The sequence below is a fragment of the Leucobacter sp. 7(1) genome, assembly GCF_900163635.1.
Lineage (GTDB): Bacteria > Actinomycetota > Actinomycetes > Actinomycetales > Microbacteriaceae > Leucobacter.
This window is the reverse complement of sequence record NZ_FUID01000066.1, coordinates 1-13,223: the sequence shown is the minus strand read 5'-3', so window position 1 is coordinate 13,223 and position 13,223 is coordinate 1. Positions and strand designations below refer to the sequence as shown.

Genomic DNA, 13,223 nt, shown 5'->3' with positions numbered 1-13,223 from the left:
ACAGGCGTTTTCGGAGTGCTGGGTGTGAGCAAACCGTAAGGATCCGGGTACCCACGGCCCGCGCCCGTATGGATCCCGTGAGGGGGCCTCCCGGGGTCTCCTCAGGGGTGATGCACTGGCTTCAGCGCCCGGATCGGGCGCTCCGCGGGCCTGGTCCGCGGCGGTTCTTCGATCGGAGCTTCTTGTGCTCGACGTCGTGTATATCCTCGGCGCCCTCGCCCTCTTCGCCATCGTGGCGCTCGTGGGGAAGGCGGTGGAGAAGCTGTGATCATTCTTGAAGCTCTCGCCGTGCTGCTGGGCCTCGGGGCCATCGCCTATCTTGTATTCGCCCTCGTGAAGCCCGAGAAGTTCTGATGGTCTGGCTCGGATTTTTCGCCACGGTCGGGACCCTGATCCTGATCCTCGCGATCACGTACCGTCCCCTGGGCGACTATATGGCGTGGGTGTACACAAGCGGCCGCGACTGGGCGGTGGAGCGTGGGCTCTACCGTGTGATCGGGGTGGACCCGAAGCGTGAGCAGTCGTGGCAGGCATATCTGCGCGCGGTGCTCATGTTCTCTCTCGTGGGTGTCCTCTTCCTCTATCTCCTGCAGCGCACCCAGCAGTGGCTCCCGTACTCGCTCGGGCTACCGCCAGTTCCCGAGGGGATCGCGTTCAATACCGCGATTTCGTTTGTTGCCAACACGAACTGGCAGGCGTACTCACCGGAGGTGACCGTGGGCTACACCGTGCAGTTCGCGGGGCTTGCGGTGCAGAACTTCGTGTCGGCGGCCACCGGCATCGCGGTCGCGATCGCGCTTGTGCGCGGCTTCGCGTCCCGCCGATCCGGCACCATTGGCAACTTTTGGGTCGACCTGATTCGCGGCTCGGTGCGTATCCTACTGCCGATCTCGGTGCTCGGCGCCCTTGTGCTGCTCGCGGGGGGCGTGATCCAGAATTTGGCTGGCTTCACCGACGTGTCCACACTCGCGGGCGGCACCCAACAACTCCCGGGCGGCCCGGTTGCCTCGCAGGAGGCAATCAAGCTGCTCGGAACGAATGGCGGCGGGTTCTTCAACGCGAACTCGGCGCACCCCTTCGAGAACCCTGCGGGTTGGACCAACCTGGTGCAGATCCTGCTCATCCTGCTGATCCCGTTCGCGCTGCCGCGCACGCTCGGTCGGATTGTGGGGGACCGCCGTCAGGGCCTCGCGATCCTCGCCGTGATGGCGACGCTCGCCCTGATCTCGGTGACGGCGCTGACCGCGTTCGAACTCGCCGGAAACGGCGCCGGCCCGCACCTCGCGGGCGGGGCGATGGAGGGGAAGGAGCTGCGCTTCGGGATCGTCGGATCGACGGTCTTCGGTTCCGCCTCGACGCTCACCTCCACGGGGGCCGTCAACGCCATGCACGACTCCTTCACCGCGCTCGGTGGCATGATGCCGATGCTGAACATGATGCTCGGCGAGATCGCCCCGGGCGGTGTCGGATCCGGCCTATACGGCATGCTGATCGTCGCGATCATCGCGGTGTTCATCGCCGGGCTGCTCGTGGGGCGCACTCCCGAGTACCTCGGGAAGAAGATCGGTCCGCGGGAGATGAAACTCGCGAGCCTGTACATCCTGGTGATGCCGGTGCTTGTGCTCGTGGGCGTCGCCCTGAGCTTCGCGCTCCCGGGCGTGCGCGAGAGCGTGGTAGGCGAGTCGATTGCGAACCCCGGCGTGCACGGGCTCTCCGAGGTGATCTACGCGTTTGCCTCGGGGGCAAACAACAACGGCTCCGCCTTCGCCGGTCTCACCGCGAGCACCCCGTGGTTCACGGCCGCGATCGGCGTCGCAATGCTGCTCGGTCGCTTCATCCCCATCGCGCTCGTGCTGGCGCTCGCCGGCTCGCTCGCCGCGCAGGACACCGTTCCCGCCACGGCTGGCACGCTGCAGACGCACCGGCCGCTCTTCGTGGGCCTCATGGCCGGCACTGCCGTGCTCGTCACCGCACTCGTATTCTTCCCGATCTTGACGCTGGGTCCCCTGGCGGAAGGGCTGAGGTAACTCATGTCAACGCTCACACACACTCCGGAGCAGGCCCGGCGGGAGGCCGCGGACCAGGCGGCAGCCGTTCGCGCCGCAGCGAAGCCACCGAAAACGCTCACCTGGGCGCAGGTGCGCGCCGCGCTTCCCGACGCGCTGCGCAAGCTGCACCCGCGCGCGCAGTGGCGCAACCCGGTCATGCTGATCGTCTGGGTCGGCGCGATGCTCACGACCGTGCTCGCCGTGGTGGAGCCGTTCCTCGCTGGGCCCCAGGTCTCCGGGGGATCTCCGATCCCGTGGTCATTCACGGCAATCATTGCGGTGTGGTTGTGGCTCACGGTGCTGTTCGCGAACCTCGCGGAATCCATCGCGGAGGGGCGCGGGAAGGCGCAGGCAAACTCGCTGCGGCAAACGCGTACAAGCACCACGGCCCGTCGGGTGCTCGACTACGACGCGGTGGGGGATCCCGCGGCGGAGCGAGCCGAGACCGGCGAGGTGTCCTCGGCGGAGCTGCGGCTTGGTGACGTGGTCGTCGTTGTCGCCGGGGAGCCGATCCCGGGTGACGGGGACATCGTGTGGGGTATCGCCTCTGTGGACGAGTCGGCGATCACCGGTGAATCCGCGCCCGTGGTGCGCGAATCCGGAGGTGACCGCTCCGCCGTGACGGGCGGCACGCGGGTGCTGTCGGATCGTATCGTGGTGCAGATCACGGCGAAACCGGGGGAGACCTTTGTCGACCGCATGATCGCCCTCGTGGAGGGTGCCGCGCGACAGCGCACACCGAACGAGATCGCACTCAATATCCTGCTCGCGGCACTGTCGATCGTGTTCGTCACCGTCACATTGACGCTCGGCCCGATCGCGTCCTTCGCGGCCGCACCGCTCAGCATTACCGTGCTCGTGGCCCTGCTTGTGTGCTTGATCCCGACCACGATCGGCGCGTTGCTCTCGGCCATCGGGATCGCGGGCATGGACAGGTTGGTTCAGCGCAACGTGCTGGCGATGTCCGGCCGCGCCGTGGAGGCCGCGGGTGACGTCACGACGCTGTTGCTCGATAAGACCGGCACGATCACCTACGGCAACCGGCGGGCGAGCGAGTTTGTGCGCATCGGGGGTGTCACCGAACAGGAATTCGTGGCGGCCGCGGCCCGCTCCTCGCTCGCGGATCCCACGCCCGAGGGCACCTCGATCGTGGATCTGGCACAGCTGCAGGGTGTGCAGGTTGAGGCGGATCCCGACGCCGTTGTGGTGCCGTTCACCGCGCAGACTCGCATGTCCGGCCTGGACTGCCCGGACGGTTCGCAGCTGCGCAAGGGTGCCGGATCCGCCGTGATCGCGTGGCTCGAGGAAGACAGCGAGCCGATCCCTGCCGGAGAAGCGGCTGAAATGCGCGCCGCCGTCGAGCGGATCTCGCAGTCCGGCGGGACGCCGCTCGTGGTGGCGGAGAAGCGACCGGACGGCTCGGCCCGGCTGCTCGGCGTGATCCACCTCAAAGACGTGGTGAAGGAGGGGCTCACCGAGCGTTTCCGGGAGCTGCGGGCGATGGGAATTCGGACCGTGATGGTGACCGGCGACAACCCGCTTACCGCTGCGGCCATCGCGAAGGAGGCGGGAGTGGACGATTTCCTGGCGGAGGCCACCCCCGAGGACAAGCTCGCCTACATCCGGCGTGAGCAGGACGGTGGGCGACTCGTCGCAATGACGGGCGACGGCACAAACGACGCCCCGGCGCTTGCGCAGGCTGACGTGGGAGTCGCGATGAACACGGGTACCTCCGCCGCGAAGGAAGCCGGCAATATGGTCGACCTCGACTCCGACCCGACAAAACTCATCGACATCGTGGCGATCGGCAAGCAGCTACTGATCACCCGGGGAGCGCTCACCACGTTCTCGATCGCCAACGACATCGCGAAGTACTTCGCGATCATCCCCGCGCTGTTCATGGGGGTGTTCCCGGGGCTGGGCGCCCTGAACATCATGGGGCTGCACTCGCCGGCCTCCGCGGTCCTCTCGGCCGTGATCTTCAACGCAATCGTGATCGTGTTCCTGGTCCCGCTTGCGCTCCGCGGCGTCAAGTACCGTCCCGCGACCGCGGCGAAGCTCCTGGGCCGCAACCTCGCCATCTACGGGCTGGGTGGGATCGTGACCCCGTTCATCGGGATCTGGCTCATCGACATGCTGGTCCGCCTCATTCCCGGGTTCTAGCGCTCGCCGTATCCCGCACCTCACCACACGGAAAAGAGAGAACACCATGAACGCACGCTCACGCACCGCGGGGAAAACCCTCGGGGTCGCGGTTCGCGCACTGCTCGCCTGCACGCTGCTGCTGGGGGTGGGGTATACCGCCGTGATTACGGGGCTCGGCCAGTTCCTCCTCCCGGCGCAGGCGAACGGCTCCACGCTCACCGGTCCGGACGGTGTCGTCGTTGGATCGGCCCTGATCGGTCAGTCGTTCACCGATGCTGCCGGTGCGCCGCTGCCGCAATACTTCCAGCCGCGCCCATCTGCAGCGGGGGACGGATACGACGCCGCCGCATCCTCCGGCACAAACTGGGGGCCGGAGCACCCGGAACTCGTGGCCGCGGTGACCGAGCGGCGCGCAGCGATCGCCGAACGCGACGGGGTTCCCGAGCACGCAATCCCGGCCGACGCGGTGACGGCGTCAGCTTCGGGCTTGGATCCGCACATCAGCCCGGAGTATGCGGCGCTGCAGGTGCCGCGGATCGCGGCGGAGCGCGGGATCCCGGAGGCGGAACTGCGCGATATCATCGCTGCGCACCTCGAGGCGCCCGACCTCGGCTTCCTCGGTTCCGAACGAATCAATGTGCTCCGGCTTAATCTAGATCTTGACGAACGGGAGGCCACGGCATGACAACACGGGGGCGACTGCGGGTGCTGCTCGGTGCCGCCCCCGGCGTGGGCAAGACCTACGCGATGCTCGAGGAGGGGCACCGGCTGCGGGATGCGGGCGGCGACGTGGTGATCGCGATTGTGGAGACCCACGGGCGGGCAGCGACCGCGGAGGTCGCCCGGGGGTTGCCCGAGATCCCGCGCCACAGCCTCGTGCACCGGGGCGTCACGCTTGACGAGATGGACCTCGATGCCGTGCTCGCCAGGCACCCGGAGCTCGCGCTCGTCGACGAGCTGGCGCACACCAACGCGGCCGGGTCCCGCAACGAAAAGCGGTGGCAAGACGTGGCCGAGCTCCTCGACGCCGGAATCGACGTGCTCTCGACCCTGAATATCCAGCACATCGCCTCGGTGAACGACGTGGTGGAGCAGATCACGGGGGTGCCGCAGCGCGAAACTGTGCCGGATCGTTTCCTGCGTGAGGCTGACCAGATCGAGGTAATTGATCTTGCCCCGCAGGCGCTGCGCGATCGGCTGGCGGGCGGGGTGGTCTATCCGGCCGAGCGCATTGACGCCGCGCTCTCGAACTATTTCCGCCTCGGTAACCTCACCGCGCTCCGCGAGCTCGCGCTGTTGTGGCTCGCGGACGAGGTCGATCAGGCGCTGACGAGCTACCGCAGCGAGCACGGCATCGACCGCACCTGGGAGGCGCGGGAGCGCGTGGTTGTCGCGCTTACCGGGGGGCTCGAAGGCGAAACGCTGCTGCGGCGCGGGGCCCGGATCGCGGCGCGCGCCGCCGGGGGAGCACTTGTTGCGGTGCACGTGACGAGCCCGGATGGGTTGCGCAGCGACAACCCGGCCGCGCTCGCCCAGCAGCGCGCCCTCACCGAGCAACTGGGCGGCAGCTACCACCAGGTGTTGGGGAGCGACGTACCGGCCTCGCTCGTGGAGTTCGCCCGCTCGCACAACGCGACTCAGCTCGTGCTCGGTGCGAGTCGCCGGGGTCGCCTCGCCGCCGCGGTCACGGGGCCGGGGATCGGTGCGAGCGTGATCCGGGAGTCCGGGGATATTGACGTGCACATTGTGCCGCACGCCGCGGCTGCCGGGGGGACGCGGGCGCTGCCGCGCCTGGGCGGCGGGCTCACGATCCGGCGTCGCCTTGCGGGGCTCGCGATCGCGCTCGTGGGTGGTCCGTTGCTCACCTGGCTGCTCTACGCCCTGCGCAGTCCGGAGTCGATCACGGGTGACGTGCTCAGCTATCAGCTGCTCGTTGTCGTGGTCGCGCTCGTCGGCGGGTTGTGGCCCGCCCTGTTTGCGGCCGTGCTCTCGGGAATCACGCTCGACTTCTTGTTCATTGCCCCGTTGTTTACCGTCACGATCACGGACCCACTGCACGTTGTCGCCCTGCTGCTCTATATGACAATCGCGGCGCTCGTGAGCTACGTTGTGGATCGGGCCGCGCGCACGGCCCGCGCCGCCCGCCGCGCGGCCGCGGAATCGGAACTGATCCAGACCGCGGCAGGAAGTGTGCTGCGCGGCGACAACGCGGTGCAGGCGCTCGTCGACCGGGTCCGCGAGGCGTTCGGGCTGCGCGGGGCCAGGCTCACCGAAAACGGCACGGAGGTGGCGGTTTCAGGGGAGTGCAGTGGGGCGGCCGCAGCCAGGCACCCGGTCGGTACGCACGCGGAGCTGGCACTCTACGGCACAGATCTGCCCGCCGCGGCACAGCGCCTTCTCGCGGTGCTGATCGCCCAGCTCGACGTGGCACTCGAACACCAGCACCTCGCGGACACCGCCAGTGAGATCGAGCCGATCGCCGCGTCGGATCGTGTGCGGGGGGCGCTGCTCTCTGCCCTCAGCCACGACCTCCGGCGGCCACTGGCGGCGGCGACCGCGGCGGTTGGGGGACTGCGCACCGCGGGCCCCCGCCTGTCGGCGGAGGATCGGGGGGCGCTCCTCGAGACCGCGGAGGAGAGCCTCGGCGCACTGACGGCGCTCGTGACCGATCTGCTCGACGTGACCCGGCTTCAAGCGGATGCGCTGACGATCGCCCCGGTCGCGCTCGATCCCGCCGACGTTGTTGGCCCGGCGCTCGATGAGCTGGGGCTCGGTCCGGCCGAAGTCGCGCTCGCGCTCGCCCACGAGGACCGGCAAGCACTCGCCGATCCGGTCCTGTTGCAGCGTGTCCTTGTGAACCTGCTCGCGAACGCACGCCGCTTCGCCCCAGCGGGCACGGCGGTGCTGATTGCGAGCAGCACCTTCGCGGGGCGCGTGGAAGTGCGGGTTGTGGATCACGGTCCGGGGATCGCGCCGGATCGTCGCGGGGAGGTGTTCCAGCCCTTCCAGCGGCTGGGCGATACGGACAACAGCACCGGTCTGGGCCTCGGGCTGGCGCTCTCGAAAGGGTTCGTCGAGGCGATGGGTGGCACACTGGAACCCGAGGATACGCCGGGAGGGGGCCTGACAATGGTGGTCTCGTTGCGCGTGGCACCCGGCCCCACGGAGGTGACCGGATCGTGAAGCTCCTACTTGCAGACGACGACCCGCAGCTGCTGCGGGCCTTGCGCATCACGTTGACCTCGCAGGGCTACGAGATCATCACGGCCGTCGACGGCTCCGAAGCGATTACGGCCGCGATCGCGCACCACCCAGACCTCCTCATCCTCGATCTGGGGATGCCGAACCTCAACGGCGTTGAGGTGATTCACGCGGTGCGGGGCTGGTCTGAGGCCCCAATCCTTGTCGTCTCGGGCCGGGCTGGGACCGCGGACAAGGTCGAGGCGCTCGACGCGGGGGCCGACGACTATCTGACGAAGCCGTTTTCCGTGGAGGAGCTGCTTGCCCGGGTCCGCGCCCTGACCCGGCGAGTGCCCCGGCGCGGTCCCGTGCAGGATGCGCCGGCAGAGCTCGTGGTGCGGCTCGGCGAGGTCACGGTTGACCTCGCAGCCCGCAGCGTTGTCGACACCGCGGGTGGCGGGCGGCGGCAGATTCGGCTCACCCCGACCGAGTGGCAGATGATCGACCTGCTCGCCCGCAACGCCGGGCGGCTCGTCACCCGGCAGACTCTGCTGACCCATATCTGGGGGACGGAGCACGTCACTGATACGGGGTATTTGCGGCTGTACATGTCGCAACTGCGCAAGAAACTTGAGCGAGACGCGGGTGCCCCACGCTTCCTGCTGACCGAGCCAGGGATGGGGTATCGGCTTGAGTTGGCCGCCGGTGACGGCGTGGCGTCGCGCGCTTAACCGGAATGTTATGTGCGCGTTTGGGGAGATCCGGCGCGCAATTCCGCGCGCTTTGTTACCGGTAACAGCCCCTGTATGGAGCGGGGTAGAGACTCTGTAGGCCTACCCTGCCCCCGGGGCACTACACTCAGAGCGACATGCACCACCCGGAGCCCCGTCGGCTTCACATTGGAGAAATCAATGAAGATTCGTTACGCGCTTCCCGCGCTCGCCGCAGCAACCGTCCTCACCCTTACGGGGTGCGTCACCAACGAGGAAGGCCCGCAGAAGGAGTCCACCGACACCTCGAAGATCACCGTCGACGAGGCAGCAGTGGCGCTGCTCCCCGCCGAGATCAAGGACAAGGGCGAGTTGGTGCTCGGCACCGACGCCTCGTACCCGCCAAACGAGTACAAGAACTCCTCCGGTGACATCGTGGGTTGGGGCGTCGACCTCGCCAACGCCGTCAGCGCACGCCTGGGCCTCGAGCCCAAGTGGGAAGAAGCCGGGTTCGACACGATCATCCCGAGCATCCAGGGCGGGGCCATGGACATGGGCTCCTCCTCCTTCACAGACAATGCCGAGCGTCAGAAGACTGTCGACTTCGTCAACTTCTACGAGGCTGGCGTGCTGTGGGCTGCCCCCATCGGTGAGACCGTCGACCCGAACAACGCGTGCGGCCTGAAGGTCGCCGTGCAGGCGGGCACCTTCGAGCACACCGACGAGCTCCCGGCAAAGTCGCAGGCCTGCGAGGACGCTGGCAAGCCCGCGATCGAGATCATGCCGTTCGAGGGTCAGGCTGAGGCCACGAACGCCGTCGTCCTGGGCCAGGCTGAAGCGTTCAGCGCCGACTCACCCGTCACCCTCGACGCGATTGCTGCGCAGAGCGAGAAGATCGAGGCCGCCGGTGAGACGTTCGACGTGGCACCCTACGGCTACGCACTGCCGAAGGACTCGGACCTCACGAAGGCTGTGCAGGCCGCACTGCAGTCGCTGATGGACGATGGCACCTACCTTGAGATCCTGACGAAGGCCGGGGTCGAGGACGGGGCAATCGAAGAAGCCACGATCAACGCCGGCTCCTAAGACACCGAGTACTGAAGCCACCGAGTACCGAGGGAAACGTCACTCCCCATGACTGAACACACGAGCGGGGCTTCGGGCGCGAACCCGAAGCCCCAGCCGTTCTACGAGTCCGAGCCGATCGAGGCCATCAAGCTGAGGCACCCGGGACGCATTGTCCTCGCGGTCGTGCTGCTGGCCCTCGCGGCGCTGTTTATCTTCGACGCCGCAAACCGCGAGGCCTTCAACTGGCCCGAGGTCGGCAAGTACCTGTTCGACACCCGCATCGTCGCGGCAGTCGGCTACACGCTGCAGCTCACCGTCTACTCGATGGTGATTGCCATCGTGCTCGGCGTTGCGCTCGCGGTGATGCGACTCTCGCCCAACCCCGTTGTGAAAGCTGTTGCCTGGGTCTACCTCTGGATCTTCCGAGGCACCCCGGTCTACGTGCAGCTGACATTCTGGGGCCTGTTCGCGGTAATCTACCCGCAGCTCACCATCGGTCTGCCGTTCATGGACCCGATCTTCGCCTTCGAGACGAAGACGATCATGACGGCGTTCACGCTCGCGATCATCGGCCTCGCGCTGAACGAGGCCGCCTATATGGCGGAGATCGTGCGCGCCGGGCTTCTGTCCGTGGACAAGGGGCAGGACGAGGCCGCGGAGGCGCTGGGCCTGGGGTGGTGGCACACAATGACCCGCGTCGTGCTGCCGCAGGCGATGCGCGTGATCATTCCGCCCACGGGCAACGAGGTGATCTCGATGCTGAAGACAACCTCGCTGGTGAACGCGGTGCCGTTCACGCTTGAGCTGTTCATGAAGCAGAAGGACATCGCCGCGGTGACCTACAACCCGGTGCCGATGCTCATCGTGGCATCGATCTGGTACCTGGTGGTGACGTCCGTCCTGATGGTGGGACAGTACTTCCTGGAGCGCCACTTCGCGAAGGGCGTGGGAGCTCGCCCCGACGTCATGAAACCGAGTATTCCCACCGGCGTGATTGGCGTGGTGGGCGTCGAAGATCCGGGCACCGATGGTGCCGCAGGGGCACAGCGACCTGGGGGAGCAGCATGACCGCGAACGCAACCGCCACGGCCACAGCGACACCGATGGTGCGCGCCGAGGGCGTTTCGAAGTCCTTCGGCTCGAACCTCGTGCTGAAGTCGATCTCGCTCGAGGTGCAGCGGGGCGAGGTGCTCTGCCTCGTTGGCCCCTCCGGGTCGGGGAAGTCAACGTTCCTGCGCTGCATCAACCACCTGGAGACTGTGAACGCTGGTCGCCTGTTCGTGGACGGCGAGATCGTGGGCTACCGCGAGCAGGGTGAGAAGCTCTACGAGATGCATCCGCGTGAGGCCGCGAAGCAGCGCCGGGACATCGGCATGGTGTTCCAGCGCTTCAACCTGTTCCCGCACATGACCGCGCTTGAGAACGTCATGCTCGCCCCCACGCTGCTGCGTAAGGGTGGCAAGGCGGCGCTCAAGTCGCGTGCGATGGAACTGCTCGCGCGGGTGGGTCTTGCCGACAGGCACGACTACTACCCGGCGCACCTGTCGGGCGGCCAGCAGCAGCGGGTCGCGATCGCGCGGGCGCTCGCCATGGACCCGAAGCTCATGCTGTTTGATGAGCCGACCTCGGCGCTCGATCCGGAACTCGTGGGGGAAGTTCTCGACGTGATGCAGGGGCTCGCGGAGAGCGGGATGACGATGATCGTCGTCACGCACGAGATGGGCTTTGCGCGGAAGGTCGCCGACAAGTTGGTGTTCATGGACGGCGGTGTCGTCGTCGAGGCCGGCGATCCAGCCGAGGTGCTCGACAACCCGCAGCGGGAACGCACGAAGGCGTTCCTCTCGAAGGTGCTCTAGCGCCAAGCTGGAGTGCACGAACGGCCCCGATCCACTGGGTGGATCGGGGCCGTTTGTCGTCTGTCAGGTGATTAGGCGTTGACGCCGAGATCCTTCTTGATCTTCGTCGTCGACACTCCCTCGGTGCGATCGAGGTAGATGACCTCGCAGTAGTCGCGTAGCACCTCGAACCGAGGGTCGCCCTCCCAGTCGCCGCCCATCACCACGGCGTCGATTTCGTATTTCTGCACGTCGCTGATCTTCTGATCCCAGGTGTGCTCTGGAATCACGAGATCCACGTAGCGGACGGCTTCGAGCATGTTCTTGCGGGTCTCAAAGTCGTGGTACGTCTGCTTGCCCTTGCCCGCGTTGAATTCCTCGGAGGACGCGGCGACAACCAGGTAGTCGCCGAGCGCCCGCGCCCGTCGGAGCAACCGGATGTGACCCCAGTGGAGGAGATCAAACGTGCCGTAGGTCAGGATCCGCTTCATCCTTCCATCCTAAGCGTTCGCAATGGATGCTGCCGGAATGCACAGTTGCCGCAATGCACAGTTGCCGCAATGCACAGTTGCCGCAATGCACAGCGGGAGGGGTGTTGCGGCGCGAGCGGGAGGCGTAGTGTGGGCCCACACGGGTTGCACCGGTGCCGGTGTGGCCAGGAGGGGAGGCTGCCATGCATCACGAACCACGGGGAAATGTGCGCGACCACGAGTCCGATCCCGCACACAATACCGAGGACGGCCACGAATGGGTCGACGAGGGCGGGGCATCCCACCTCGGACCCGCGACGCACACCGAGTCAGGCCATCCGGACCACGCACACGAGGACGCTGAAGCTGAGTGAAACCGGCGACGTAGAGCCTGCGCGCCCGCGGTGTCGGGGCAGGCGGCGCACGCGTTGTGGCTCTGAGCGTTTCAGGGTGCGTGCTTCCTGAGGCTGCCAGTCCCGGCGCGTGACGCGCGCGCCCGCCCAGACTGCGGGGGCTGGGCGATGGGGGCTGAGGATTTGAGGGCCGAAGTTTTGGCCGGCGGCGTTGCTCTTTCGGTCTTTCCCGCTCAGAACGGTTGTGGTGCGTTGAGGTCTTCAACCGGTGGTGTCGGGCGTTCGCTTCGGGGCCGGGGTGGTGCTGGGTCGGTGCTGAATCTGACTCGGCTGGGTGGTCGGTCGATGTGGATGCGTCCGGTGGGGCTTGTCCAGCGCAGCACCCCGCCGGGGAGTTGGGTGAGTGCCCAGTCACTGTGGTGCTTCAGAGTGTGGTGTGCCCGGCACAGGAGTGCGAGGTTCGTGGTCGTGGTGGGTCCGCCGTCGCTGGCGGCGATTGTGTGGTCGATGTCGCAGCGGTGCGCTGGGGCTCTGCAGGCGGGGGCTCTGCAGTGGAGGTCGCGGGCGGTGATGCGGCGCTGCATTTCCGGGGTAGGGATATAGCGGTCTACGGAGAGCACGTCTCCGTCCGGGCTTGTGGTGATGCCTTCCCAGACGGGTGTGGTGTGGGCGATGCGGGCGGCTTCGGTGCCGGGGATGGGGCCGTGGCCGATGAGTTCCGCGACCGGGCCGGGGCGCGGTGTGGTGCGCTCGGTGGGGGTGGTGCGCTCGGTGCGTCCGATGGGCGTGGCGGGCTCTTGCTGCCCGGTGTGGCGGGTGGTGGGGCGGCGGCCGAGGTCCGCGAAGGGGTTTGTCGGGTCGAGCCTGCCAACATGGGGTGGCGGATTGGCAGAGTTTTCGGGTTCCGCCGGGCCCGCTCGCTCTGTCTGGTCTGTCTGGTCTGTCTGGTCTGTCGGGGGTGGCATTCCTGTGGTGTTTGCGCCGGTGCCGGGGGTCATGGCGGCTGCTGTGCCTGTGCCTGTGGCCGTGCCTGTGCCTGTGGCCGTGGTCCTGGCATCCGTGTCGGGGCGGAGCATACTCAGCGGCACGATGACCTGCACCTTCGCGTGGATGTTAGGGCCTGCGGCGGGAACATCGTTGGTGGTGCCGGTGAGGAGGAGATCGCGGAGCACGTCCGCGCGGACCGCGTCACGAGATCGATGCGGGCGGGCAGGCTCGGTCTCGGTCTCGGTCCCGGTGCCGGTCCCGGGCCCGGTGCCTAGTTTGCCCCCGGTGCCTACTTTGCCCGCGGTGCCCGCGGTGCCCGCGGCGTTCGCGGTGCGGGTGGCGGCTTCTTCCTGGATGGTGGCCCGCGCGATGCGTGTCACCCGGTCATAGATCGCGTGTGCCTCGATCGCGGGGAGGAACGCGACAA

12 protein-coding genes are annotated in these 13,223 nt (G+C 67.4%); 10 read left to right on the top strand and 2 right to left on the bottom strand.

What is annotated here, in order from left to right; translation table 11 throughout:
* Positions 1-264 precede the first annotated feature (264 nt).
* The 9 genes from FM113_RS17950 (at position 265) to FM113_RS12205 (ending at position 11,007) form a co-directional block, all read left to right on the top strand.
* Complete coding sequence (locus FM113_RS17950; RefSeq protein WP_140393359.1) at positions 265-354, top strand: potassium-transporting ATPase subunit F; 90 nt, start codon at positions 265-267, stop codon at positions 352-354.
* On the top strand, positions 354-2,027 hold the full coding sequence (gene kdpA / locus FM113_RS12240) for a potassium-transporting ATPase subunit KdpA (protein ID WP_087015100.1): 1,674 nt from the start codon (positions 354-356) through the stop codon (positions 2,025-2,027). Before FM113_RS17950 ends, kdpA begins: the two co-directional genes overlap by 1 nt.
* A 3-nt stretch (positions 2,028-2,030) precedes the next feature.
* Positions 2,031-4,211, top strand: coding sequence for a potassium-transporting ATPase subunit KdpB (gene kdpB / locus FM113_RS12235; RefSeq protein ID WP_087015099.1), 2,181 nt, complete (start codon positions 2,031-2,033; stop codon positions 4,209-4,211).
* Positions 4,212-4,257: 46 nt separating this feature from the next.
* The gene (gene kdpC / locus FM113_RS12230) at positions 4,258-4,878 is read left to right on the top strand and encodes a potassium-transporting ATPase subunit KdpC (protein WP_087015098.1); all 621 of its coding nucleotides are present in this window, start codon (positions 4,258-4,260) and stop codon (positions 4,876-4,878) included.
* Complete coding sequence (locus FM113_RS12225) at positions 4,875-7,376, top strand: DUF4118 domain-containing protein (protein ID WP_087015097.1); 2,502 nt, start codon at positions 4,875-4,877, stop codon at positions 7,374-7,376. Before kdpC ends, FM113_RS12225 begins: the two co-directional genes overlap by 4 nt.
* Positions 7,373-8,104: a response regulator transcription factor gene (locus FM113_RS12220; RefSeq protein ID WP_087015096.1), complete on the top strand. Its 732-nt coding sequence runs from the start codon at positions 7,373-7,375 to the stop codon at positions 8,102-8,104. Before FM113_RS12225 ends, FM113_RS12220 begins: the two co-directional genes overlap by 4 nt.
* A gap of 180 nt (positions 8,105-8,284) precedes the next feature.
* Positions 8,285-9,169, top strand: coding sequence for an ABC transporter substrate-binding protein (locus FM113_RS12215; RefSeq protein ID WP_087015095.1), 885 nt, complete (start codon positions 8,285-8,287; stop codon positions 9,167-9,169).
* A 48-nt stretch (positions 9,170-9,217) separates the two neighbouring features.
* On the top strand, positions 9,218-10,219 hold the full coding sequence (locus tag FM113_RS12210) for an amino acid ABC transporter permease (RefSeq protein WP_087015092.1): 1,002 nt from the start codon (positions 9,218-9,220) through the stop codon (positions 10,217-10,219).
* Between the two features lie 35 nt (positions 10,220-10,254).
* Positions 10,255-11,007: an amino acid ABC transporter ATP-binding protein gene (locus FM113_RS12205; protein ID WP_176387219.1), complete on the top strand. Its 753-nt coding sequence runs from the start codon at positions 10,255-10,257 to the stop codon at positions 11,005-11,007.
* A 71-nt stretch (positions 11,008-11,078) separates the two neighbouring features.
* Here FM113_RS12205 and tagD read toward each other — a convergent pair whose 3' ends face one another.
* Positions 11,079-11,477, bottom strand: coding sequence for a glycerol-3-phosphate cytidylyltransferase (gene tagD / locus FM113_RS12200; RefSeq protein WP_087015087.1), 399 nt, complete (start codon positions 11,475-11,477; stop codon positions 11,079-11,081).
* A 182-nt stretch (positions 11,478-11,659) separates the two neighbouring features.
* Here tagD and FM113_RS18195 point away from each other — a divergent pair, with 182 nt between their 5' ends.
* The gene (locus FM113_RS18195) at positions 11,660-11,830 is read left to right on the top strand and encodes a hypothetical protein (RefSeq protein WP_176387205.1); all 171 of its coding nucleotides are present in this window, start codon (positions 11,660-11,662) and stop codon (positions 11,828-11,830) included.
* 212 nt (positions 11,831-12,042) lie between these two features.
* Here the strand turns inward: FM113_RS18195 and FM113_RS12195 are convergent.
* Positions 12,043-13,223: HNH endonuclease signature motif containing protein (locus FM113_RS12195; protein WP_254908996.1), on the bottom strand; the 1,181-nt coding region annotated here is incomplete at its 5' end.

Bases quoted from the DNA above. Each gene is read 5' to 3' on its own strand.
- kdpA (WP_087015100.1), top strand. From the start codon at position 354: ATGGTCTGGCTCGGATTTTTCGCCACGGTCGGGACCCTGATCCTGATC.
- kdpB (WP_087015099.1), top strand. From the start codon at position 2,031: ATGTCAACGCTCACACACACTCCGGAGCAGGCCCGGCGGGAGGCCGCG.
- kdpC (WP_087015098.1), top strand. From the start codon at position 4,258: ATGAACGCACGCTCACGCACCGCGGGGAAAACCCTCGGGGTCGCGGTT.
- FM113_RS12225 (WP_087015097.1), top strand. From the start codon at position 4,875: ATGACAACACGGGGGCGACTGCGGGTGCTGCTCGGTGCCGCCCCCGGC.
- FM113_RS12215 (WP_087015095.1), top strand. From the start codon at position 8,285: ATGAAGATTCGTTACGCGCTTCCCGCGCTCGCCGCAGCAACCGTCCTC.
- FM113_RS12210 (WP_087015092.1), top strand. From the start codon at position 9,218: ATGACTGAACACACGAGCGGGGCTTCGGGCGCGAACCCGAAGCCCCAG.
- FM113_RS12205 (WP_176387219.1), top strand. From the start codon at position 10,255: ATGGTGCGCGCCGAGGGCGTTTCGAAGTCCTTCGGCTCGAACCTCGTG.
- tagD (WP_087015087.1), bottom strand. From the start codon at position 11,477: ATGAAGCGGATCCTGACCTACGGCACGTTTGATCTCCTCCACTGGGGT.
- FM113_RS18195 (WP_176387205.1), top strand. From the start codon at position 11,660: ATGCATCACGAACCACGGGGAAATGTGCGCGACCACGAGTCCGATCCC.